Origin of the sequence: Albimonas donghaensis (assembly GCF_900106695.1) — a bacterium.
Lineage (GTDB): Bacteria > Pseudomonadota > Alphaproteobacteria > Rhodobacterales > Rhodobacteraceae > Albimonas > Albimonas donghaensis.
Genome location: NZ_FNMZ01000008.1, coordinates 74,996 through 98,289 on the forward strand (window position 1 = coordinate 74,996; position 23,294 = coordinate 98,289).

Consider the following 23,294-nt stretch of genomic DNA (forward strand, 5'->3'; position numbering starts at 1 on the left):
CATGACCGCCGCCCCCACGCCCGCCCCTGACCGCGTGGGGGTCGAGATCGGCGGCACCTTCACCGACCTGGTGATGGCCGCCCCGGACGGGACGCTGTTCACCGGCAAGATCCCCTCCACCCCCGCCGCCCCGGAGACGGCGGTGCTGGGCGTGCTGGAGGCCTCGGGCGTGGACCTGGGCGGGGTGGCGCGGCTCGGCCACGGCTCCACCGTCGCCACCAACGCCCTGCTGACCCGGCGCGGCGCCAAGGCCGGACTGCTGACCACCGCCGGCTTCCGCGACGTGGTGATCATGGGCCGGGCCGACCGCGACCACCACATCTTCGACATGCGCTTCCGCCACCCCGCGCCGCCGATCCGCCGCGCCATGATCCGCGAGGCGCCCGAGCGCATCGGCGTCGACGGCGCGATCCTGGAGCCGCTGGACCTCGAGGCCGCATGGACCGAGGCGCAGGCCCTGATCGACGCCGGGGCCGAGGGCCTGGCCATCTGCCTCCTGCACAGCTGGCGGAATCCGGTCCATGAACAGGCGCTCGCCGACCTGATCCGCGCCCGCGCGCCGGGGATCGCCCTGTCGCTCAGCCACGAGGTCTCGCCCGAGTTCCGCGAATACGAACGCAGCCTGACCACCACGGTCAACGCCTTCGTGGGGCCGGTGGTGGCGCGCTATGTCGACCGGCTGGACGCGGGGCTGAAGGCGCGCGGACATGGCGGCGTGCTGCGCATCATGCAGTCCAACGGCGCGATGATGCCGGCGGCGCTGGCCGGGGCCAACGCGGTGCGGATGCTGCTGTCGGGGCCGGCCGCGGGGATGCGGGCGGCGATGTGGTTCGCGGCGCGCAACGGGATCGCAGACGCGATCACGCTGGACATGGGCGGCACTTCGACCGACGTGGCGCTGGCGCCCGGCCTGACCCCGGCGGTGACGCCCGAAATGAGGATCGACGGCCTGCCGGTGCGCGTGCCCGCGCTCGACATGGCGACGATCGGGGCGGGGGGCGGCTCGGTCGTCTCCGTCGATCCGGGCGGGTTCCTCGCCGTCGGCCCCGACAGCGCCGGCGCCGATCCCGGACCCGCCTGCTACGGCCGCGGCGGAACCCGCCCGACCGTGACCGACGCGCAGGTGGTCGCCGGCGTCCTGCGCCCCGCGCGCTTTTTCGGCGGGCGGATGGACCTGCGCGCGGACCTGGCGTGCGACGCGCTGGGCGCGCTCGGCCTCGGCCCGCCCGAGCATGCGGCGGACATGGCGCTGAGCATGGTCAACGGCGCCATGGCGGCGGCGGTCCGGCTCGTCTCCACCGCACGGGGCGTCGATCCGCGCGGCTTCGCGCTGGTCGCCTATGGCGGGGGCGGACCGCTGCACGCGGCCTCGGTCGCCGAGGAACTGGGCATGGACCGCGTGCTGATCCCGTGGTCGCCGGGCCTCGCCTCCGCCTTCGGGCTGCTGATCGCCGACGTGGCGCTCGATGCCGCGCAAAGCGATCTCGCGCCGCTTTCGGACCGCACGCTGGATGCGGACCGCGCGGCGGCGCTGACCGCCCGCGCCCGGAGGCTGGCGGCGGATGGCGGGCTGGACCCCGACGATTGCGAGATCGAGCTGGGCGTCGACCTGCGCTATCGCGGCCAGGCCTTCGAGCTGACCGTGCGCACCCCGCCCGCCCCGATGGACGCGGACGCCCTGCGCGCCGCCTTCGAGGCGCAGCACCGCCAGCGCTACGGCTACGCCCGCGCGGACCTGGACGTGGAATGCGCCGGCTGGCGGGTGTCGGCGCGGCGCCGCTCCGCCGGGCTGGTGCGCCCGCCCCTGCCCTCCGGCGAGGGCCCGTCGGCCGAGCTGCGCGACGCGACCATCGCCGGCCGGCGCCTGAAGGCCAGCTTCCTGGCGCGCGAGGCGCTGGCCCCCGGCGCGCGGATCGACGGGCCGGCGGTGCTGGAGGAGCCCAGCGCCACCACCCTCGTCCCGCCCGGCTGGTTCGCCCTGTGCCTGCCCACCGGCGACCTGATGCTGGAGCGTCTGCCATGACCACGGGCCATGATCTTTCGCCCGCCCGCCTGATGATCCTCGCCCGCGGGTTGCAGGCGGCGGCGGACGAGATGGGGGCGAACCTGGTCCGCTCCGCCTTCTCGGCGGTGGTGCGCGAGGCGCGGGACTGCTCCTGCGCGCTGCTGGACGCGACCGGGCAGGTGGCCGCGCAGGCGGAGATGATCCCGCTGCAATGCGCCGCCCTCACTTATTCCTTCCGCGCCGCGGCCGAGCAGCTCGACCTGTCCTCCCCGCGCGAGGGGCAGGCGGTGATCCTCAACGATCCCTATTCCGGCGGCCAGCACCTGAACGACATCATCGTCTTCACTCCGATCCTGCATGCGGGGGAGCTGGTGGGCTGGGCGGGCAGCACCGCGCATCACCTCGACATCGGCGGCGGCGCGTCGGGGGTGAACGCCGGGGTGAAGGACCTGATCGGCGAGGGGCTGGTGATCCCGCCCCTGCTGATCGACATGGCGCGCGACTGGAACGGCGGCATGATCGAACGGCTGATCTTCGCCAATATCCGCACCCCCGCCATCGGGCGCGGCGACATGGACGCCCAGTTCGCCGCCAATCATGTGGGCGCGCGCCGGGTGCGCGAGATGGCGGAGCGGTTCGGCGCGGCCGCCGTCCACGCGGCGATGGCGGCCGCGCTCGACTATTCCGAACGGCGGATGCGGGCCGGCATCGCCGCGCTTCCCGACGGCGAGTGGGAGGGCGAGGCCTGGCTGGATTCCGACGGCGCGACCCCCGACGCGCCGCCCGCGAAGATCAAGGCGCGGGTGCGCATCGACGGCGACAGGGCCGAGATCGACTTCGCCGGCTCGGCGCCCGAGGCGCGCTCGATGTTCAACTCCACCTTCGCCTCCTCGATGGCCGCGGCGGTCGCCGCGCTGCGCTCGGCGCTGGGCGATCTGGAAATGCCGGCCAATGACGGCTGCGACCGGCCGGTGACGGTGCGGCTGCCCGAAGGCTCGCTGCTCCACCCTTCGCCGGGCCTGCCGGTGCGGGCGCGGGCGACGGCGGCGTGCCGGGCGCTCGACGCGGTGCATGACGCGCTGGGCAAGGCGGCGCCCGACCGGATCCCCGCCCAGGGCATGAACGCCACCACCGGCTTTTTCCTGTCCCGGCGCAGGCCGGGCGGGGTGGACCTGCATCTCGACATCGTGGGGGGCGGCTGGGGGGCGGCGAAGGACTACGACGCCATCCACGCCACCGACCATGTGCTGTCCTCCTGCCGCCTGACGCCGGTCGAGGCGATCGAACAGGTCGCGCCCTTCCTGCGCATGGAGGCCACGGGCCTGATCCCCGAAAGCTTCGGGGCCGGCCGCTTCATCGGCGGCATGGGGATCTTCCGCCGCTACCGGGTGCTGACCGACGACGTGACGCTCTCGATCTATTCCGACCGCTTCGTCCTGCCGCCGCAGGGCCGCGAGGGCGGTCGCGACGGCGCCCTCGCCCGCCTGACCGTCACCCGCGACGGCGAGGAGACCGCCCTGCCCGGCTTCGGAACCTTCGAGCTGCGCGCCGGCGACGTGGTGGAGCTGCGCCTGCCCGGCGGCGGCGGCTGGGGCGACCCGCGCGACCGCGACCCCGCGGCGCTGGCGCGCGACCTCGCCGACGGGACGATCCTCGACCCCGCGCCCTATCTTCCCCCCGAAACCTCCCCCTGAAGCGGAGCCCGCGCCATGACCCTCCAGCGCCCCGAGACCATCGACCCCGCGCCGCTCATCGCCGGCATCCGCGACTGGGTGGCGATCGAGACCCCGTCCGAACGCCCCGACCTGATCGACCGGCTGCTGGACCTCGTGGAAGCCGGGTTCGAGGGCCTGCCCGTCGAACGCACCCGCTTCCCCGCGACGGAGCGCGGCGGCCAGCTTCTGCTGCGCTACGCCCCGCCGGGCTGCGAGGGCGCGCCGATCACCGTCATGGGCCATGTGGACACGGTCTGGGCGGTGGGAACCCTCGCGCGGCGCCCGATGGAGGAACGCGACGGGCGCCTGCACGGCCCCGGCGTCTTCGACATGAAGGCGGGCAGCTATCTGGGCGCCGAGACCCTGCGCCGGATCGCGGCCGAGGGGCTGGTCCCGCCCCGCCCCCTTCAGGTGCTGCTGACCGGGGACGAGGAGATCGGCTCCCACGCCTCGCGCCCGCTGATCGAGCGTCTGGCGACGGATTCCGCCCTGGTGCTGATCCCCGAGCCCTCCTTCGGCCCGGACATCGCCGTGGTCACCGCCCGCAAGGGCTGGGGGCGGTTCGAGATGCGCGCCCATGGCAGGGCGGCCCATGCGGGGGGGAACCTGTTCGACGGCCGCTCCGCGATCCGCGAGATCGCGCGCCAGATCCTCGACATCGAGGCGCTGACCGACCGCGACGGCGGGCTCAGCTTCAATGTCGGCGTGGTGTCGGGCGGGACCCGTCCCAACGTGGTGCCGGCCGAGGCCGAGGCGCTGATCGACATGCGCGCCGCGACCGTGGCGGATGCCGAGGCCGCCGCCGCGGCGATGCTGGCCCGCGCGCCCTTCGACCCGGACATCCGGCTGGAGGTGACCGGCGGCGTCGACCGCCCGCCCTATGAGCGGACAGAGGCGGTCGCGCGGCTCTACGGCGCGGCGAAGACCCTCGCCGCCTCGCTGGGGATGGGGCTGGGAGAGACCGCCCGCGGCGGCGTGTCGGACGGCAACATCGCCGCCTCCATGGGGGCGCCGGTGCTCGACGGGCTGGGCTGCGGCGGGGCCGGCGCCCATGCCGAGGACGAGCATATCGACCTCGCCACCGTCGCGCCGCGGGCGGCGCTGATGCGCGCCATGATGCTTTCGCCCGACTTCCTCGCCGACGCGGTCGGCTGACGCCCGCCGCTTTCGCCCCGCCCCCGTTCCGCCGCCCTTTCGCCGCCCGATCAAGGAGACCTCCGATGCAGATCCCCCGCAGACTGGACGGCCGCGTGGCCATCGTCACCGGCGCGGCCGGCGGCATCGGGGCGGCGACCGCGGCCCGCCTGATCGCCGAGGGCGCGCAGGTGCTGATCGCCGACCGGCAGGACCAGGTGGCCGAGACCGCCGCGCGCATCGGCGCCCGGTCCCTGACGCTGGACGTCACCGACAAGGACGCGGGCGCGCGGCTCGCCACCGCGGCGCTGGAGGCCTTCGGGCGGATCGACATCCTGTTCAACAACGCCGGCATCGGCGGCTCGAAGCGGCTGGAGGAGTCCGACGACGCGCATCTGGAGCGGTTCCTGGCGGTCAACCTGCTGGCGGTGCTGCGGGTGACGCGCGACGTGCTCCCCCACCTGACCCGGCCCGGCGGCGCGATCATCTCGACCTCCTCGACGCTCGCCTATGTGGGCTATCCGGGCACGGCGGCCTACGCCCCGACCAAGGCGGCGGTGCGCCAGATGACCAACCAGCTCGCGGCCGAGTTGGGGCCCGAGGGGATCCGGGTCAACGCCGTGGCGCCGGGCTGCATCGAAACGCCGATGACGTGGAAGAACGTGCACGAGAACCCGCTTTACCAGCGCAACTTCATCGCCAACGCGCCGCTGCGCCGCTACGGCTCGCCGGACGAGATCGCGTCGGTCGTGGCCTTCCTCGCCTCCGACGACGCGTCCTTCGTCACCGGGCAGACCCTCCTGGTCGACGGCGGCTGGAGCGGCGGGCGCAACCTGCCGCTCGACGGCTGAACGGCCGAGACGCGACAAGTCTTTCCCAGCGCAGCCCGACGAAATCCAAGTTGCGGATCGCAATGCACGATGGATTTCCTCCCGACGCATCGCGCTCTTGTTGCCGAATCGTTGATCCTGCCCAATCGTAAGCGGCGTGCGAGTCTCGAATATCTTGGGGAGTTCGAGGGCTTTCGCGTCGACGCCGCCGCCGCCGCCAAGGCCGCGGGCGCGTCGAGGCGAGCATGGGGGGGAGACATTCGATGCGGTCCAATCATCCGGGCGCCGTGCGCGGCGCGCATGCGCAGACGATCCGCAACCTGCTGATGGGGTCCTGCGCGGCGCCGGCGCTGGCGCTGGCCGCCGCGCCCGCGCTGGCCCAGCAGCCCTCGCCATACGCTTGCACCCCGATCAGCAGCGGCGGCGCCAGCTGCTCGATCCCCGAGGGCGCCTCGACCTCGGGGTTCCAGGAGCTCTACACCGGCGCCGACGGCGTCGACAACCACGACCCCGACGCGCCCACGGCCGCGGGCTATTCGCTGTCCAGCATGGCGACGATCAACCTCTCCGCGGGCCAGTTCGCCACGCTGGGCATCCGGTCCCGCGGCGGGCTGGGCAGCACCGATCCCGACGATGCGGGGCAAAGCGGCGACGGCGGCGCCGTCACGGTGACCAACGCGGCCGAGGGCGTGATCTCGGTCGCGGACCTCACCTTCAACGCGGATGCGGGCGACAGTCTCTCGGTCGGCCTGTGGGATGACGGCGGCGTGATCCACGGCATCTACGCCGCCAGCGTCGGCGGCAACGGCGCCGACGCGCGCGAGCAGACCATCGGCGGCGGCGACGGCGGCCGGGGCGGCGACGGCGGCGAGGCGACGGCGGTCAACCAGGGCTTCGTGGAAGTCGCGCCCTTCGGCGCGCTCGAAGGCGGCGCCGGCCGGGTCGGCGCGATCGCGATGACGGTCACCAGCGCCTCGGGCACCGGCGGGCAGCGCGACGGCACCGACGGCGAGGACCCCCAGGGCGGCGGCGCCGGCGACGCGAAGGCCGTCTACGCGACCAACAGCGGCGTGCTCCAGGTCTGCAGCCCGGCGGGCTGCGCGGGCGACCCGTCGGGGACCGCGCTGAGCACGCTGGCGGCGGGCATCTACGCGGAAAGCATCTCCGGCCACGGCGCCGATCCGACCTCCAGCGGCGGCAATGGCGGCTCGGTCAGCGTGACCAATTCCGGCGAGATCGACGTGGTGACCCCGGTCGATCCCGCCGGGGCGGCCTGGGGCATCCATGCGGCCAGCCATGCGGGCTACGCGGCGATCGACTCCAAGTCCGGCAACGTGCCCGGCGGACCGGGCGGCAGCTCCAAGCATCTGGAGATCGTCCACAGCGGCGCGATCACCGTCAACGCCGGCGATTTCGACACCCCCGTGGCGGACCAGATCGAACGGGTCTGCGCCGACGGCTCCACCTGCCTGGTGGACGAGACCCCAGCGCTGGCCAACCAGTCGGCCGGCATCCTTGCGGTGTCGCTGGGCGCCTGGGCGGGCGCGGGCAAGCTGGGCGCGGATGGCGAGGACGGCGGCGACGGCGGCGACGCCTCCACCAACGCCGACAGCTCCGGCCTGCAGACCACGACCCTCGATCTCCAGGCCGGGTCGAGCGTCGACGTGACCGGCGACAACGTGCTGGGCGTGGCGGTGCTGCTGCAGGGCGGCGGCGGCGGGCGCAGCCAGGCCAACGGCACGAACGGCGGCGACGGCGGCGACACGGCGGGGATCGAGGTGAACGCCCGCGCCACCGGCGCGATCTCCACCGACGGCGACGGCGCCATCGGGCTGATCGCGCGCACGCAGGGCGGCCCCGGCGGACCGGCGCGCAATCCCAGCGGCATTGTCGACTTCACCAACGACGCCGCCGGCCAGGGCGGCGACGCCGGCGACATCGTCCTCTATGGCGACAACCCCGGCAGCCAGAACTTCGCCATCACCACCCGCGGCGACCGCGCCATCGGCGTGGCGCTGCAGAGCCTGTCGGGCAGCGGCGGCGGCGGGTCCGAGGGCTATTCCATCATCTCGACCGGAGAGCTGGACGGCGGGCGCGGCGGCGCGGCCGGGACGGTCAACTTCTCCAACGCCATCTCCATCGACACCGACGGGCGCGGCGCCCATGGCATGGTCCTGCAATCCATCGCCGGCGGCGGCGGCGACCTGAGCGACCAGGGCGGGCTGATCTCGGTCGCCGGGTCGGGCGGCACGGGCGAGCCCGGCGGCGGGGCCCAGTTCTACGCCTATGGCAGCGCGATCCGGACCGCGGGCGACGCCTCCGCGGGGCTGGTGGCGCAGTCCATCGGCGGCGGCGGCGGCGACGTGGTGGGCAGCCTCGCGGGCGACGGCGACCAGGGCGCGTCCTTCGGCGTGTTCTCGGTCGGGGGCCAGGGCGGCGACGGCGGGGCGGGCGGCGAGGTCATCGCGCAGATCAACAGCGAAACCTCGATCACCACGACCGGGCGCTACGCCTATGGCGCGCTGCTGCAATCCGTCGGCGGCGGCGGCGGCAACGGCGGCGATGTGTTCGCGCTGTCCACGCGGCTGCCGGTGGCGGCCGTCGGCGGCGACGGCGCGGTTGCGGGGGACGGCGGATCGGTGTCGTTCTGGTCCGGCGATGACGGCACGGGGACCCAGAGGATCTCCACCGCCGGCGACAACGCGCATGGGCTGCTGGCGCAGTCCATCGGCGGCGGCGGCGGCGCGGGCGGCGACGCGCGGGCGGACAGCTTCGGGCTGGGCGCGCTGTCGGCGGTGGCCATCGCGGGAGGCGGCGAAAGCGGCGGCGCAGGCGGCGCCGTCACGATCCAGGCCGAGGACCTCGCCATCGTCACGCAGGGCATGCACGCCCGGGGCCTGGTCGCCCATTCCCTCGGCGGCGGCGGCGGGGCCGGCGGCTCGGCCAGCGCGGTCGATGTCAGCTTCGGGCTGGCCACCTCGGTCGGGGTCGGCGGCAAGGGCGGGGAAGGCGGCGGCGGCGGGGTCGCCTATCTCAGCCTCGACCAGACCTCGATCACCACCGGCGCGGCCAACGACCCCGAAGGCTCGGTCAACGCCCATGGCCTCGTCGCCCAGTCCATCGGCGGCGGCGGGGGCCTCGGCGGCTCGGGCGCGGCGCTGTCCTATGCCGCGGACCTGCCGATCCCCGAGACCGACGCCAACATCGCCATCGCGGGCGCCGCGGGCGTCGGCGGCGCCGGCGGCTCCGGCGGGGCGGGCGATACGGTCGAGGTCGCCCTGACCGCCGCAGCCATCACCACCCATGGCGACGGCGCGCATGGCGTGCTGGCCCATTCCATCGGCGGCGGCGGCGGCGACGGCGGCGACGGGTCGTCGATGGCCGCGGCCTCCCTCCTGCTCGACAAGATCAAGGAGACCGTCGGCGGCGTCCTGCCCGATAGCGGCGAAAGCGGCGAAGGCGGCGAAGGCGGCGAAGAGGAGGCCGGCGGAGTCAGCATCAACGCCTCGGTCTCGGTGTCGGTCGGCGGCACGGGGGGCTACGGCGGCGCGGGCGGGCTGGTGGATCTCGCCTTCAACTCCGGAACCCTGATCGAGACCTTCGGCCCCAGCGCCGACGCCGCGCTCGGCCAGTCGGTGGGCGGCGGCGGCGGCAATGGCGGCATCGCCTCCCCCAGCACCAAGAAATTCGGCGAGGGCGCGGGCGTGAAGACGTCCATCGCGGTGGGCGGCCGCGGCGCGCTTATCGGCGCCAATGGCGGCGCCCTCTACGCCGACGTCGCCGAAGGGGCCACGCTGCGCACCCATGGCGAAGGCTCGCGCGGGCTGGTCCTGCAGTCCATCGGCGGCGGCGGCGGAACCTCGCAGACCACCTCGGTGTCCTTCACCTCCAAGCTGACCGACGCCATCGTCGCCCAGCTCGGCGGGCTCAAGGCCCCGCGCCTGACGGTCGGCGTGGGCATGACCGGCGGCGCGGGCGGCGCCGGCGGCGTGGTCAGCTGGGCCGACGTGGACGGCGTGATCGAAACCTTCGGCGCCGACGCCGACGGCGTGCTGGCGCAGAGCATCGGCGGCGGCGGCGGGCTCGGCGGCTCCTTCGGCGGCAATGGCGAGGACGAGGAGGGCGAGCGCACGCCCCTGGAATTCGGCCTGGAGCTGCAGGAGATCAAGGAGCAGATCGAGCGTCCCTGGGCGCTGAACGTCAATGTCGGCGGGACCGGCGGGACCGGCGGGCCGGGCGCGAACTTCGCGGTCGACGGCGCCGAAACCAGCAGCCTGAAAATGCCGACCGTCACCGGCTCGGTCATCACCCATGGCGATTTCTCCGACGGGATCGTGCTGCAATCCATCGGCGGCGGCGGCGGCGCGGGCGGCGCGGCGGTCCCGCATGATTCCATCGGCATCCTCGATCTGTCGCTGCGGGTCGGCGGAACCGGCGGTTCCGGCGGCGCCGGCGGCCAGGTGGGGATCCGGCTGGACCAGACCGCGCAGATCTCCACCGACGGGTTCGGCGCGCATGGCGTGCTTCTGCAATCCATTGGCGGCGGCGGCGGCATGGGCGGCTCCGGCTCGCGGCTGATCGCCAACCTGGGCATCGAGGCCGACACCCCGGAGCCGGCCGAGGAGAACACCTCGGAGGTCACCGGCGCGGTCCCCACCAACGACGACGCGGCCTTCGACCTGCTGGACCCCGAAACGCTTTACGGCGACGGGAACGCCTCCCTGCCCGCCGCCGTGGTGCGGCTGGGCATCGGCGCCAGCGGGGCCGGGGGCGCCGGCGCCTCCGCGGCGCGGGCCGAGGCCAACGGCACGGCGGGGAACCTGATCCGCACCGCCGGCTTCAACGCCTTCGGGCTGACCGCGCAGTCGGTCGGCGGCGGCGGCGGCATGGGCGGCGTCGGCACGGCGCCCCTGACCGCGGCCGAAGTCGGGGTCGAGACCATCGACCCCGACGACCGCCAGGCCTTCGCCGACACCTTCAACGCGCTGTTCCGCGGCGCGCATCTCGACTTCATCGCCGGCGGCGACGGGGGCCGCGGCGGGAACGGCTCCTCGGCGGTGGCGCAGGGGGTGTTCGACGTGGCGACCCTCGGCCCGCGCAGCCTCGGCGTGCTGGTGCAATCGGTGGGCGGCGGCGGCGGGGCCGCGGGGATCGAGGGCGCGCGCCTGCTGCGCCAGGGCTCCGACGGGACCAACGGTTCGGGCGGGGCGGTGCGCGCGACGCTCGACGCCGGCGGCGCGGTGTCCACCGCCGGCATCGGTTCGCACGCGGTGGTCACGCAGTCGGTGGCGGGCGGCGGCGGCACGACGCTGGCCTCGCTGGCCTATGGCGCGGCGGTGCGCCGCTACGACCCCGACCTGCCGCCCAGCGAGGCGCTGGATCTGGCCTTCGAGCTCGGCCTCGGCTCCGGCGCCACGGCGGGGAATGGGGTCGGCGGGGTGGCGACGCTCGATCTTTCGGCGGCGATCAACACCACGGGAGACCACGCCTACGGCGCCATCGTGCAATCCATCGGCGCCGGCGGCGGCGTGGTGTCCCTGACGCCCGCCGAGATCGACCGCGAGACGACCACCGCGGTCTCCTCCGGCACGGTGACGCTGGGCACGCATACCGGCTGCGCGAACGTTCCCGATTGCTCGGGCGCCTCGCAGGTCGCGGCGACCCTGCGCGGCGCGGCCCGGATCCAGACCACCGGCGCGGGGTCCCGCGGCGCGGTGGCCCAGACGGTGCAGAGCGGCGGCGGCGTCGCCACGGGCTTCGAGCTTCTGCAGCGCCCCAGCGCGGGCGAGGGCGATGCGGTCTCGGTGACCGTCGGGGTGCAGGGCGGCTTCCCGTTGCGCTACTCCGCCACGCCCTCGACGCTGACCCAGTCGGGAACCGTGACCACGCTGGGCGCGGATGCGGACGGCGTGCTGTTTCAGGTGATCGGCGGCGGCGGCGGGGTGCTCGGCTCCTCGGGCGGCGGCTCCGCCACGGTGGACGGCAACGGCATGGCCGCGGCGCCCGCCGCGATCGACCGGACCGCCGACGCGACGGACTACGAGATGACCATCTCGCTGGGCCACCAGGGCGCCGACGGCGGCGCGCAGGACAACATGGCCGAGGCCACGCTGGGCGGGACGATCACCACCTATGGCGACTTCGCCGAGGCCGCGATCGCGCAGTCGATCAGCGGCGGCGGCGGCGTGGCGGGGCTGTCGCATGACCCGACTTCGGCCGCGCAGGCGGACCTGTCGATCCGGGTCGGGGCCGACGGCATCACCGACGGCGTCAACTCGCTCATGCAGGCCGCGGTGAACTCCAGCGTCCTGACGCCCTTCCTCGACAGCGACCGGCCGGGGGGCGTGCTGACCGCGACCGTGTCCGGGGCGACCTACGCCACCGCCGGCCTCGGCGCCAACGGCGTCGTGGTCCAGCAGCTTCAGGGCGGCGGCGGCATCGCGGCCAGCGGCAGCCGCAGCGTGCGCGCGGTGAAGGAAACCAACGCCCAGGGCGAGGCCCGCCTCGGTCTGACCGTCGGGGGCGACTACGGCGGGGTCGACGGGGGGGCGGATGTGTCGCTGAACGTGGGCGGCGGCGCGACGATCAGCACCGCGGGCGACGCGGCCCTCGGCGTGATCGTGCAGAACATCGTCGGCGGCGGCGGCATCGGCGCCATCGGAAGCTCGGTCCGCGACTCCGACGGCTCGGCCGGCGCCAACCTGATCGACGTGTCGGTGGGCGGGTCCAACACGACCGGCGCGTCCAACAAGGAGACCTTCCAGCAGGGCACGCCGAGCGAATACGACTACCTGCCCCTGTCCGGGGCGACCGAGGTCACCTTCTCGGACGCGGTCATCGTCACCGCCGGAGACCTGTCGACCGGCCTGCTGGCGCAGTCCATCGGCGGCGGCGGCGGCGTGGCGGTCGCGCCGTCCAGCGGGCTGCGCAGCGTGTCGGTGGGCACGACCGGCGGGCAGTTCGGCTATGGCGGCCGGATCGACTTCACGCTGGGCGGCGACGCGGCGGCCGAGACCGCGGTCAGCACCTCCGGCTTCGCCGCGCGCGGGATCGTGGTGCAGTCGATCTCCAACGGCGGCGGCCTGTTCGCGGGCGCCGCGGCCGGGGACGACTGGGCGGTCGACGCGGCCCCGGTGCGGCTGGGAGCCACCGGCGCCACCGAGGGCTATGGCGACATGGTGATCGGCACGGTCTCCGCCCGCGTGTCGACGCAGGGCATGTTCGCCGACGGCGTGGTGATCCAGTCCATCGGCGGCGGCGGCGGGATCGCGGATCTCGCCTCCGACGGGGACGCGCCGGGCGGCGTGAACCTCGCGCTGGGCCAGTCCGCGGGCCAGGGAAATTCGGGCGCGGTCTCCGTGACCCCGACCGCGGACGGGCTGAACAACGGCATCGACACCTCCGGCGACGGCGCCTACGGGCTGGTGGCGCAGTCCATCGGCGGCGGCGGCGGCATCGCCGGGCATCAGGGGTCGACGGCCTCCACCACGCTGACCCTGGGCGCGAGCGCGTCCAGCGGGCCGCAGAACGCCGAGGTCGCGGCGGTCCGCTTCAGCATCGCCAGTCAGCATCCGCTGGTCGGGAACAGCATCGACCATGTGATCACGCTCGGCGACGACGCGCATGGCATCGTCGCGCAATCCATCGGCGGCGGCGGCGGCATCGCGCGCACCGTCGGCGTGGCGAGCGGAGGCGACGCGGCGCTGACGCTGGGCGGAACCGCGCAGGGTCAGCCCGCCAGCGCCGGCGCCGCGGTGGTCGACACCTTCGCCCGCGTGGTCACCGGCGGCGACCGGGCCTTCGGCATCGTGGCCCAGTCCATCGGCGGCGGCGGCGGCATCGCCTCGGCCGGCGCGGCGTCGGAGATCGCCAGCGTGTCGCTCGGCGCCTCGGCGACGGGAAGCGGCGCGCTCGACGGCGGCGACGTGGTGGTGGAGATGGGCAATCCCGACGGCTGCGGCTTCGACGATCTCAGCGCCTGCAGCGGCACCCTGGGCAGGGGCGCGCATGGCGTGATCGCCCAGTCCATCGGCGGCGGCGGCGGCATCGGCGGCGACCTCACCTTCATCAACAGCGTGGCGCTGACCTATGACGACGGAGACGGCTATCTCCCCGATTTCGTGGGCAAGGGCGGCCGCGGCGCATCCGGCGAGGTGGACATCTACATCGGGACCGTCCTGACGACCGACGGCGAGGCCGCATTCGGGGTCATCGCCCAGTCCATCGCCGGCGGCGGCGGGCTGGCGGGATCGCGCCAGGGCTTCTACGCGGGCAAGTCGAGCAGCGCCGACCCCGCCAACAAGGCCGGCCTTGTCAGCGTCCAGGTCGACACGGATTCGGGCGTCATCACCAACGGCGCCACCAGCGTCGCCATCCTGGCCCAGAGCCTGGGCGACGACTTCGCCACCCAGTCCCTGGATATCTATCTGGATGGCATGGTCTCCGGCGGGTCCGGAGATTTCGCGGTCGGCGTGCTCGCCCATGGCGGCAACAGCGACAACCGGATGCATGTCGACGACGACGGCCTGCTGACCGCGCTGTCGGGGTCCGCGTTCAACTATCGCGGCGCCTCCAACGACGCGAACAGCGCCTTCACCATCGTCAATGACGGCACGATCGATGGCCTGGTCGGCGCGCGCTACGCCAACGGAGAGATCTACTACACGGCCGACGGATCGACCCTGACGCAGCTCGCCGGCCCCGCCTCCGCCCGGCTCAGCGCGCCGGCGGCGACGCTGATCAACCGCCGCAGCGGCGTCATCACCGGGGCGACGCGCTACGAAGCCGATGTGACCAACCGCGGCACGCTGATCGTGGGCGACGCGGGGCGGATGGACCGGCTGGCCATCGCCGGCCATTTCGAACAGTCCGACAGCGGCGTGATCCTGGCCGACATCAACCCCACCGCCGGCAAGGGCGACGTGCTCGCCGTGGCGGGGGACGTCCGGCTCGACGGCGCGCTGCGGGTGTCGCCCAGGACGCTGACCGCGGGGGCCGAGCACCGGATCCTCGAGGTCGAGGGCGCCGTGACCGGGCGCTTCGACAGCGTGAGCTCGAACCTGTTCTCCTTCGCGCAGACGGCGGACGAGGACGGCCTGATCCTGCGCGCGGACTCGGCGCGGATCGCCGATGTCGAGGGGCTCGGCGCGTCGGAAGCCGCGGCCGCCGGCTACCTGGAGGACCTGTTCTCGGCCGGCGACGCCGCCTTCGCGCGGTTCTTCGGCCAGCTGGACGAAGCGGCGGGAACCGGCGACCTGGGGTCGGTGCTGAGCGGCATGACCCTGGGCGCGTCCCTGGCCGGCGAGGCCGCGACCTTCGAGCTGGCCCGCGACCGCTTCGACGCCCTTCTGGGCTTCGACGCGCCGGGGGTCCGCGCGGTCGGCGACGCGCGCGGGCGCCTGCGGATGCTGGCCTCGGGCCGCAATCTCGATCAGGACGCCGACGGCGCCGGGGCCGGCTACGAGGGCGAGATCCACACCACCGGCTTCGCGGCCGAGCAGCGGATCTCCGCCGACTGGTCGATCAGCGGCGCGGTGGGCTACGAGAGCACCAATCTCGGCTCCGGCGTCGGGCGCGGATCGGTCGACGGCGGGGCCGGGTTCCTCGGCCTCGGGGCGACGCGGGACATGGGCGCGTTCTCGTTCAGCGCCGCGGCGACGCTGGGCTATGCGGAATTCGACACCGACCGCATGGCCGGGCAGTTCTCCCCCGGCGTGGCAAAGGCGGAGCATTCGGCCCTGAGCCTGGGCGCCCGGCTGCGGGCGTCCTGGACCCGCGACTTCGCCGGCGGCTATCTGCGCCCGATGGTGGACCTCGACCTGATCCATGTCAGTTCCGACGGCTATGTCGAAACCGGGGCCGGCCTGCAGTCCCTGCGCGTGGCGGGAAGCGAGGCCACCGCCTTCGTGGCGACCCCGGCGATCGAGGCCGGGACGACGCGGGCGCTGGGCGAGGGGCTGGGCCTGCGCGCCTGGGCGCGGGCGGGGGTGAGCCTGTCGACGCTCGACGCCTACGACGCCTCGGCGCGGTTCGCCGCGGACGCGTCGGGCCAGCCCGGCTTCTCCAACGCCGTGGCGACGTCGCAGGCGGTGGGCCGGATCGGCGCCGGCGTGTCGCTGCTGCGCGGCGAGACGATGGATGTGGGCCTGCGCTACGAAGGGGCCTTCGCCGACGGCTACGCGGGCCATACCGGCGGGATCAACCTCACGATCCGCTTCTGAGCGCCCGCCCTGCCCTGCCCTGCCCCCGACGGCGGGCGGGGCGGGCGAACCCCGCCGAGACCGGCCGGGCCGCGAACCTCAGGCGGGTTCGGCGGCGGCTCGGGATCCGCGTGTTCGGCGGAGCGTGCGGGCGCGGGCGGAGGATCTCCGGCCCTGCCCTGCCCCGGTCCCCGGTCCCCGGTCCTGAGACGGCCGGGCCCGCGGACCATGCGCCGTCATCGGCCGTCTTGTCGCGCCCGCCCCGTCGACGCGGCGACGGGGCGACGGGGCGGGCGCCGGCTTCGCCCTGCGATCAGAACGGGCTGTCGGGGAAGTAGAACTGCTCCGCGTTCTCGGGCGTGATCCGCTGCGAGCCGATGATGAACCGGCCCGAGACCGGCGTCGCCGACACCAGACCCAGCGCCGTCAGCTCGATCGCCGTGGCGATCTGGGCGGGGGGATAGGTCACGTTCACCGGCAGCATCGGGTCGCCGTCCATGATCCGCTTCACGATCTCCTTCATGCCGGCGCCGCCGACCACCCACATCTCGTCATTGCGGCCGGCCTGGTTGATCGCCTCCAGCACGCCGACGGCCATGTCGTCGTCAGCCGCCCAGACCGCGTCGATGTCCTCGTGCTTGCTCAGGAAATCCTGCATCACGTCGAAGGCGTCGTCGCGGTTCCAGTTGCCGTGCTGCATGTCCAGCACGTTGATGCCGGAGCCCGCGATGGCGGCCTCGAAGGCCTCGACCCGCTCGTTGTCCAGCGTGGTGGGGATGCCGCGCAGGACCACGACGTTGTCGCCCTCGCCCAGGTTCTCGGCGAAATACTCGCCCGCGACGCGGCCGAAACCCGTGTTGTCGCCGGCGACGTAGAGATCCTCGATCCCCGGCACGGACAGGCCGCGGTCAACGACGGTGACCCAGATGCCCTGCGCCTTCACCGCCTGCACGGGGGCGGTCAGGGGCTCGGATTCGAAGGGCAGCACCACCAGCGCGTCGATGTCGCGGGTGGCGACCATGTCCTCGATGTCGTTGACCATCTTGCCGGCGTCGCCGGAAGTGGCGAGCACGAAGCTCAGCGACGGGTAGGTCGTCTCCAGCCGCTTGATCGCCTCGCGGGCGTGGAAGTTCAGCCCGCCCATGAAGCCGTGCGTGGCCGAGGGGATGGCGACCCCGATCACCTGCTTGTCCTGCGCCAGCGCGGCGCCCGCGCCCGCGCCCAGCGTCAAGGCGCCCGCGACGGCGAGGCCCATGCCCGCCTTGAACATATCCCTGCGTAGCATCCGAAATTCCTCCCTGGTGATGGGTCCGGGAGGGTCACCCTCCCGGCGGCCCGTTCGCGACCGATCAGCTGTCGGCCTTCCGCTCCCGCTGCAACACGACGGCGAGAATGACGATCACGCCCTGGATCGCGCCGTTCAGATACGGGCTGACGATCGAGGCGAGGTTCAGGATGTTGTCGATCAGGCTCAGGATCAGCACGCCGACCACCGCGCCCCAGACCCGGCCGAAACCGCCCTTGAGCACGGTGCCGCCGATGATCACCGCGGCGATCGCCTCCAGCTCCCACAACATGCCGGTGCCGCCGGAGGCCGAGCCGAGCCGGGGCACGTACATGATGGTCGCGACGCCCACCAGCAGGCCCAGCAGGGCGTAGGTGGCCATGCGCGTGCCATCCACCCGCACCGCGGACCAGCGCGCCACCTGCTCGTTGGCGCCGATGGCCGCGCAGTGCCGCCCGAACGGGGCGGAGCGCATGGCGAGCTCGCCCAGGATGGCGACCAGCGCGAAGACGATGATCGGCCAGCTGATCCCGAAGGGCCCGTCGTAATAGACCGGGCGGTAGAGCGTGCGCAGCTCGTAGTTCAGCGACAGCGTGCCCCCGTCCGCCAGCCAGGTGGTCAGCGAGCGATAGACGCCCATCGCCCCCAGCGTGACGATGAAGGGCTCGATCCGCACGCGGGCGACCAGCGCGCCGTTGACCAGCCCCGCGGCGAGCCCCGCCAGCAGCGCGACGCCCATGCCCAGCGCGATGGTCAGCACGGAGACGCCCAGCGGCGCCACCAGCGCGTTCATCGCGAGAATGGTGATCGCGGCCGTGAAGGCGGCCATCGAGCCGACCGACAGGTCGATCCCCCCCGCGGTGATGACGAAGGTCATGCCCACCGCGATGATCCCGATGAAGGCCGAACGGGCGAGCACGTTCTGCACGTTGGCCGCCGACAGGAAATTGTCGTTGAGGAACGCCCCCAGCACGATCAGCGCGACCAGCGCCATCAGCGGGCCCAGCACATGCAGACCGAAGCGCCGGCGGGGCTTTCGCACGGGTGCGGTCTCGGCGGGCGCGGTTCCGGAGGGCGTTTCGGCGGTGGGGGGAACGGACGGGGTGGCGGAGGAGGTCATGCGGGCTCGGGCTCCTTTTCGTCGAGGCCCATGGCGAGACGCACGATCGCGTTCTCGGTCGCGGCGTCGCCTTCCAGGGCGCCGGCGATGCGGCCGCGATGCATCACGATCACGCGGCCCGCGAGGCCGATCACCTCGGGCAGTTCGGACGACACCACGATCACGCTCTTGCCCGCGGCGGCGAGCGCGGCGATGAAGGCGTAGATCTGGGCCTTGGCGCCGATGTCGACGCCGCGGGTCGGCTCGTCGATGATCACCACGCCGGGCTCGGCCAGCAGGGTCTTGGCGAGCAGCAGCTTCTGCTGGTTCCCGCCCGAGAGCCCGCCCGCGGTCATGCGCAGGTCGCGCGCGGCGATGGCGAAATCCTCCACCGCCTGCGCCAGCGCCCGCGCCTCGGCGGGCTTGTCGATGCGCAGCCCGGCGCGGGTGAATTTCTCCAGCGCCAGCAGGGTCAGGTTCTCGGCCAGCGGAAAGCCGAGCAGCAGGCCCTTCTCCTTGCGGTCCTCGGTCAGGTAGACCAGCCCCGCCTCGCGCATGGCCCGAGGGTCATCGGGGCGCACGGAGCGGCCGAAAAGCCTGATCTCGCCCGAGGCGGGGCGGAGCCCCGCGAGCCCCTCCATCAATTCCGTGCGCCCGGCGCCGACGAGGCCGGCGAAGCCCAGCACCTCCCCGCGCCGCAGCTCGAAGCTCGCGCCCCTTGCATGGCCGGGCACGTCGAGATCGCGGACCGAAAGCACCACCTCGTCCTGCGGGGCGGCCTTGGGGGGGAACAGGTCCGACAGCTCGCGGCCCACCATCGCCTCGGCCATGGCGTGTTCGGTGAAGCCCGCCGCCGGACGGCTCGCGACCCGGGCGCCGTCGCGCAGCACGGTCACGCGATCGGCGATGCGCGCCACCTCGTCCAGCTTGTGCGAGGTGTAGAGGATCGCGGTCCCCGCCGCGCGCAGCCGGTCGATCTGGGCCAGCAGCAGGTCGGTCTCGCGCGCCGTCAGCACCGCCGTCGGCTCATCCATGATCAGCACGCGGGCGTCGCGGCCCAGCGCCTTGGCGATCTCGACCATCTGGCGTTCGGGCGCGGACAGGTCGCGGCAGCGCAGCCGGGGGTCGACGTCGCAATCGAGCCGGGCCAGCAGGCGGCGGCATTCCTCCTGCATCTCGGCCGCGCGCAGGAAGGGGCCGCGCCGCAGCTCCCGGCCGAGGAAGATGTTCTCCTCCACCGTCAGCGGCATGGCGAGGTTGAATTCCTGGTGGATCAGCACCACGCCCTGCGCCTCGGCCTCGCGATGCGAGGCGAAGACGGTCGGGCGCCCGTCAGCCTCCACCCCGCCGAAGGAAGGGGCGAGGTAGCCCGACAGGATCTTCATCAGCGTGGACTTGCCGGCCCCGTTCTCGCCGATCAGGGCGTGAACCTCGCCGGGGCGCAGGTCGAAATCCACGTCGAACAGCACCTGGTTCGGCCCGAACAGGCGCGAGACCCCGCGGGCCGCGAGCACCGGCACGGCGCCGTCCGACAGGCGCGCGCCCTCGGTCATGACAGGGCCGTCCAGCGGCCGCCCTGCGCCGCGGAGGCGACGCAGGCCTCCACGAAGCGCACGCCGGCGAGCCCGTCGGCCACGTCCGGGAACAGCGTGCCGGCGGGCGGCGCGGCCCCCTCGCGCGCCGCGCGGATGGCGGCGGCGGCCTCGACATAGAGGTTGGCGAAAGCTTCCAGATAGCCCTCCGGATGACCCGGGGGGATGCGTTGCAGCCGGGTCCCGGCCGCGCCGGCGGTGGCGCGGGTCATGAGCCGCGGCGCCTCGCCCAGCCGGGTCGCGGTCAGACGCTCGGGCGTCTCCTGCGACCATTCCAGCCCGCCGGCCTCGCCATAGAGGCGCAGGGTCAGCCGGTTCTCGTTGCCCGGCGCGACCTGGCTGCACCACAGCGCGCCCCGGGCGCCGGAGGCGTAGCGCAGCAGCGCGCGCGCGTCGTCGTCCAGCCGGCGGCCCGGCACGAAGCTGGCGATCTCGGCCGAGACCTCCGACGGCGCCTCGCCCGAAACGAAAGCGGCGAGCTGGAAGGCATGGGTGCCGATGTCGCCCAGCGCGCCGCCGGCGCCGGAGCGGGCGGGATCGGTGCGCCATTCGGCCTGCTTCGAACCCGTTTCCTCCACCGCCGTGGCCAGCCAGTCCTGCACGTATTCCACCTGCACCCCCCGCAGGCGGCCCAGAAAGCCGTCGGCGACCATGGCGCGGGCCTCCCGGATCATCGGGTAGCCGGAATAGTTGTGGGTCAGCACGAAGAGCGCGTCGGAGCTGTCGGCCTCGGCCGCGAGCGTCCCGGCTTCGGCCCCGGTCGCGGTCATCGGCTTGTCGCAGATCACGTGGATGCCGCGGCGCAGGAAGGCGCGGGCGGGGGCGAAATGCAGGTGGTTTGGGGTGACGATGGCCACCGCCTCGATCCCGTCCTCCAGCCGCGCCTCGCGCGTCGCCATCGCCTCGAAGTCGTCGTAGACCCGGTCGGGGGCGAGCCCCAGCGCGGCGCCGCTTTCGCGCGCCCGCTCGGGCGTGGACGAGAGCGCGCCGGCGACCAGCTCGAACTCCCCGTCCATGCGCGCGGCGATGCGATGCACGGCGCCGATGAAGGCGTCCTTGCCGCCGCCGACCATGCCCAGCCGGATCGGCCCGGCGCGTCCGGCGAAACGGCTCATCGGTCGAGCCCCAGCATGGTCCGGTTGGCCTGCGCGTCGGCGCCGCCATCGGCGAAATCGTCGAAGGCGCGGTCGGTGACGCGGATGATGTGGTCGCGCACGAACTGCGCGCCCTCGCGTGCGCCGTCCTCGGGGTGCTTCAGGCAGCACTCCCATTCGACCACCGCCCAGCCATCGAAATCCATCGCCGCGAGCTTCGAGAAGATCGCCCCGAAATCCACCTGCCCGTCGCCCGGCGACCGGAACCGCCCGGCCCGGTCGACCCAGGACTGGAAGCCGCCATAGACGCCCTGCCGGCCGGTCGGATTGAACTCGGCGTCCTTGACGTGAAACATCCCGATGCGTTCGGCGTAGATGTCCAGATGCGCGAGATAGTCCAGGCATTGCAGGATGTAATGGCTCGGATCGTAGAGCATCTTCGCGCGGGGATGCGCGTCGACCCGGTCGAGGAACATCTCGAAGCTGGCGCCGTCATGCAGATCCTCGCCGGGGTGGATCTCGTAGCAGATGTCGACGCCATGCGCCTCGGCATGGTCGAGGATCGGGCGCCAGCGGGCGGCGAGCTCGTCGAAGGCGGCCTCGACCAGCCCCGCCGGGCGCTGCGGCCAGGGGTAGAGATAGGGCCAGGCCAGCGCGCCTGAAAACGCCGCCATCCGGTCGAGCCCGAAATTGCGCGAGGCCTCGATGGTCAGCTTCACCTGGTCCACAGCCCATTCCTGCCGGGCCCTGGGGTTTCCGCGCAGCGCGGCGGGGGCGAAGCCGTCGAAGGCGAGGTCGTAGGCCGGGTGCACGGCGACGAGCTGCCCCTGGATATGGGCCGAAAGCTCGGTGATCGCGACGCCCGCCTCGGCGGCCTGGCCGGCGATCTCGTCGCAATAGTCCCGCGAGGCCGCGGCGCGGGCGAGGTCGAGGAACCGCGCCTCGCCGCTGGGGACCTGCACGCCAGCATAGCCGCAGCCGGCCGCCCAGCGCGTGATCGCGCGCCAGTCGTCGAAAGGCGCCTGCTCGCCGGCGAACTGCGCCAGGAACAGGCCGGGGCCCTGGATGGTCTTCACAAAGCGCCTCCCTGCGCTGAGCGCCGTGCTTCGCGGGGCGATCGTCCCGTGGAATCGACGCTGCAATCGTTTGCACGGGAAGGTCGCCGATCCTGCAAACGATTGCAACACTGGTGTTGGCCGGGCATTGTCCGGAAAGATCAGCGAAAAGGGGGGGCGCGCAGCGGCGGATGGACAGGAAACAGGTCACGATCCAGGACGTCGCGCGGGAGGCGGGCGTCTCCACCGCCACGGTCAGCCGCACGCTCTCCAAGCCGACGGTCGTCGCGAAGCCCACCCGGCAGGCGGTGCTGCGGGCGGTGCAGAAAACCGGCTACCAGGTCAATCACCTGGCCCGGAACCTGCGGCGGGGACGGACCGGCAGCGTGATCGCGCTGGCGCCGAACCTGGCCAACCCGTTCTTCAGCCAGATCCTCGCGGGCATGTCCGAAGTGCTCAGCGCGCGCAATTACGGCCTGCTGATCGCCGACACCCAGATGGGCCCCGATCCGGACGAGCGCCTGCGCCGCTATCTCGCCGCCGGCGCCGCGGACGGGCTGGTCCTGTTCGACGGCAGCCTGTCGCCCGCCGCGCTGGACGTGCCCGGGCGCCCGCCGGTGGTCGCGGCCTGCGAATGGCTGAAGGTGGACCTGCCCTCGATCCGCGTCGACAACGCGATGGGGGCCGAACTGGCGGTGGCGCATCTCGCGGACCTCGGGCACAGCCGGATCGGGCATGTCACCGGCCCCCGCCGCAACGTGCTGGCGCGCACCCGGCTGGCCGGCTGGCGGGACGCGATGACCCGCCGCGGGCTGGACCCGCGCGAGGGCTGGGTCTTCGAGGGCGACTTCTCCATGGACAGCGGGGCGATGGCCGCGCGGCGCTGGCTGGCGGCGCCGGATCGGCCGACGGCGCTGTTCTTCGCCTCCGACGAAATGGCGGTCGGCTTCCTGGGCGAGGCCCGCCGGGCCGACATCCGGGCGCCGCGCGACGTCTCGGTGGTCGGCTTCGACAATATCGAGGTGGCGGCCCATCTGGACCCGCCGCTGACCACGATCCGCCAGCCCCGCACGCTGATCGGCCAGCGCGCCGCGGCCCTGCTGATGGACCTGATCGAAGGCGGCGACGGCGCGGCGTTCGAAAGCATGGTCGAGGTCGATCTCATTCTGCGCGACAGCACCGCCCCGCCGCCGCCGCCCGCCCCGGCCGGGCAGGCGTCCTCGAAAGCCGCCGGCGCGGCCTGAGCGGCGGCGCGTTCGGCGCCGCCATCCCGGCTTCCGCGCCTC

11 protein-coding genes are annotated in these 23,294 nt (G+C 73.6%); 6 read left to right on the plus strand and 5 right to left on the minus strand.

Translation table 11 applies throughout. The annotated features are described in order from the left end of the window. The first annotated feature begins 1 nt into the window (after window position 1). The 5 genes from BLV24_RS17365 to BLV24_RS17385 all read left to right on the plus strand — a co-directional run bounded on the left by BLV24_RS17365 (window position 2) and on the right by BLV24_RS17385 (window position 15,904). Complete coding sequence (locus BLV24_RS17365) at window positions 2–2,023, plus strand: hydantoinase/oxoprolinase family protein (RefSeq protein WP_092684145.1); 2,022 nt, start codon at window positions 2–4, stop codon at window positions 2,021–2,023. Beyond that, window positions 2,020–3,699: a hydantoinase B/oxoprolinase family protein gene (locus BLV24_RS17370; protein ID WP_176954803.1), complete on the plus strand. Its 1,680-nt coding sequence runs from the start codon at window positions 2,020–2,022 to the stop codon at window positions 3,697–3,699. The genes BLV24_RS17365 and BLV24_RS17370 overlap by 4 nt, the downstream gene beginning before the upstream one ends. A gap of 15 nt (window positions 3,700–3,714) precedes the next feature. After that, window positions 3,715–4,875 carry a M20 family metallopeptidase gene (locus tag BLV24_RS17375; protein WP_092684149.1) on the plus strand — a complete coding sequence of 387 codons (1,161 nt, stop codon included), beginning with the start codon at window positions 3,715–3,717 and terminating at the stop codon, window positions 4,873–4,875. 65 nt (window positions 4,876–4,940) lie between these two features. After that, complete coding sequence (locus tag BLV24_RS17380; RefSeq protein ID WP_092684151.1) at window positions 4,941–5,705, plus strand: SDR family NAD(P)-dependent oxidoreductase; 765 nt, start codon at window positions 4,941–4,943, stop codon at window positions 5,703–5,705. A gap of 242 nt (window positions 5,706–5,947) precedes the next feature. After that, window positions 5,948–15,904, plus strand: a complete 9,957-nt coding sequence (locus tag BLV24_RS17385) for an autotransporter outer membrane beta-barrel domain-containing protein (protein WP_092684153.1) — start codon at window positions 5,948–5,950, stop codon at window positions 15,902–15,904. A gap of 292 nt (window positions 15,905–16,196) precedes the next feature. On the opposite strand, the gene BLV24_RS17390 is transcribed toward BLV24_RS17385, so the two are convergent. The 5 genes from BLV24_RS17390 to BLV24_RS17410 all read right to left on the minus strand — a co-directional run bounded on the left by BLV24_RS17390 (window position 16,197) and on the right by BLV24_RS17410 (window position 22,029). Beyond that, entirely contained in the window at window positions 16,197–17,168 is a 972-nt protein-coding gene (locus BLV24_RS17390) for an ABC transporter substrate-binding protein (protein WP_176954804.1), read from the minus strand. Between the two features lie 64 nt (window positions 17,169–17,232). Next, window positions 17,233–18,162, minus strand: coding sequence for an ABC transporter permease (locus BLV24_RS17395; protein ID WP_245710644.1), 930 nt, complete (start codon window positions 18,160–18,162; stop codon window positions 17,233–17,235). A 122-nt stretch (window positions 18,163–18,284) separates the two neighbouring features. Then, complete coding sequence (locus BLV24_RS17400) at window positions 18,285–19,820, minus strand: sugar ABC transporter ATP-binding protein (RefSeq protein WP_092684159.1); 1,536 nt, start codon at window positions 19,818–19,820, stop codon at window positions 18,285–18,287. Beyond that, a complete protein-coding gene (locus tag BLV24_RS17405) occupies window positions 19,817–20,974 on the minus strand; it encodes a Gfo/Idh/MocA family protein (protein WP_092684161.1) in 1,158 nt (385 codons plus the stop codon). Before BLV24_RS17405 ends, BLV24_RS17400 begins: the two co-directional genes overlap by 4 nt. Next, entirely contained in the window at window positions 20,971–22,029 is a 1,059-nt protein-coding gene (locus tag BLV24_RS17410) for a sugar phosphate isomerase/epimerase family protein (protein WP_092684163.1), read from the minus strand. Before BLV24_RS17410 ends, BLV24_RS17405 begins: the two co-directional genes overlap by 4 nt. 170 nt (window positions 22,030–22,199) lie before the next feature. On the opposite strand from BLV24_RS17410, the gene BLV24_RS17415 reads away from it, so the two are divergent. Continuing rightward, window positions 22,200–23,252, plus strand: coding sequence for a LacI family DNA-binding transcriptional regulator (locus BLV24_RS17415; RefSeq protein WP_092684165.1), 1,053 nt, complete (start codon window positions 22,200–22,202; stop codon window positions 23,250–23,252). The last annotated feature ends 42 nt before the right edge of the window (window positions 23,253–23,294 follow it).

Coding starts and splice junctions, on each gene's coding strand:
- BLV24_RS17400 (WP_092684159.1), bottom strand. CDS start 19,820: ATGACCGAGGGCGCGCGCCTGTCGGACGGCGCCGTGCCGGTGCTCGCG.
- BLV24_RS17365 (WP_092684145.1), top strand. CDS start 2: ATGACCGCCGCCCCCACGCCCGCCCCTGACCGCGTGGGGGTCGAGATC.
- BLV24_RS17395 (WP_245710644.1), bottom strand. CDS start 18,162: ATGGCGCTGGTCGCGCTGATCGTGCTGGGGGCGTTCCTCAACGACAAT.
- BLV24_RS17390 (WP_176954804.1), bottom strand. CDS start 17,168: ATGCTACGCAGGGATATGTTCAAGGCGGGCATGGGCCTCGCCGTCGCG.
- BLV24_RS17385 (WP_092684153.1), top strand. CDS start 5,948: ATGCGGTCCAATCATCCGGGCGCCGTGCGCGGCGCGCATGCGCAGACG.
- BLV24_RS17405 (WP_092684161.1), bottom strand. CDS start 20,974: ATGAGCCGTTTCGCCGGACGCGCCGGGCCGATCCGGCTGGGCATGGTC.
- BLV24_RS17415 (WP_092684165.1), top strand. CDS start 22,200: ATGGACAGGAAACAGGTCACGATCCAGGACGTCGCGCGGGAGGCGGGC.
- BLV24_RS17380 (WP_092684151.1), top strand. CDS start 4,941: ATGCAGATCCCCCGCAGACTGGACGGCCGCGTGGCCATCGTCACCGGC.
- BLV24_RS17375 (WP_092684149.1), top strand. CDS start 3,715: ATGACCCTCCAGCGCCCCGAGACCATCGACCCCGCGCCGCTCATCGCC.
- BLV24_RS17370 (WP_176954803.1), top strand. CDS start 2,020: ATGACCACGGGCCATGATCTTTCGCCCGCCCGCCTGATGATCCTCGCC.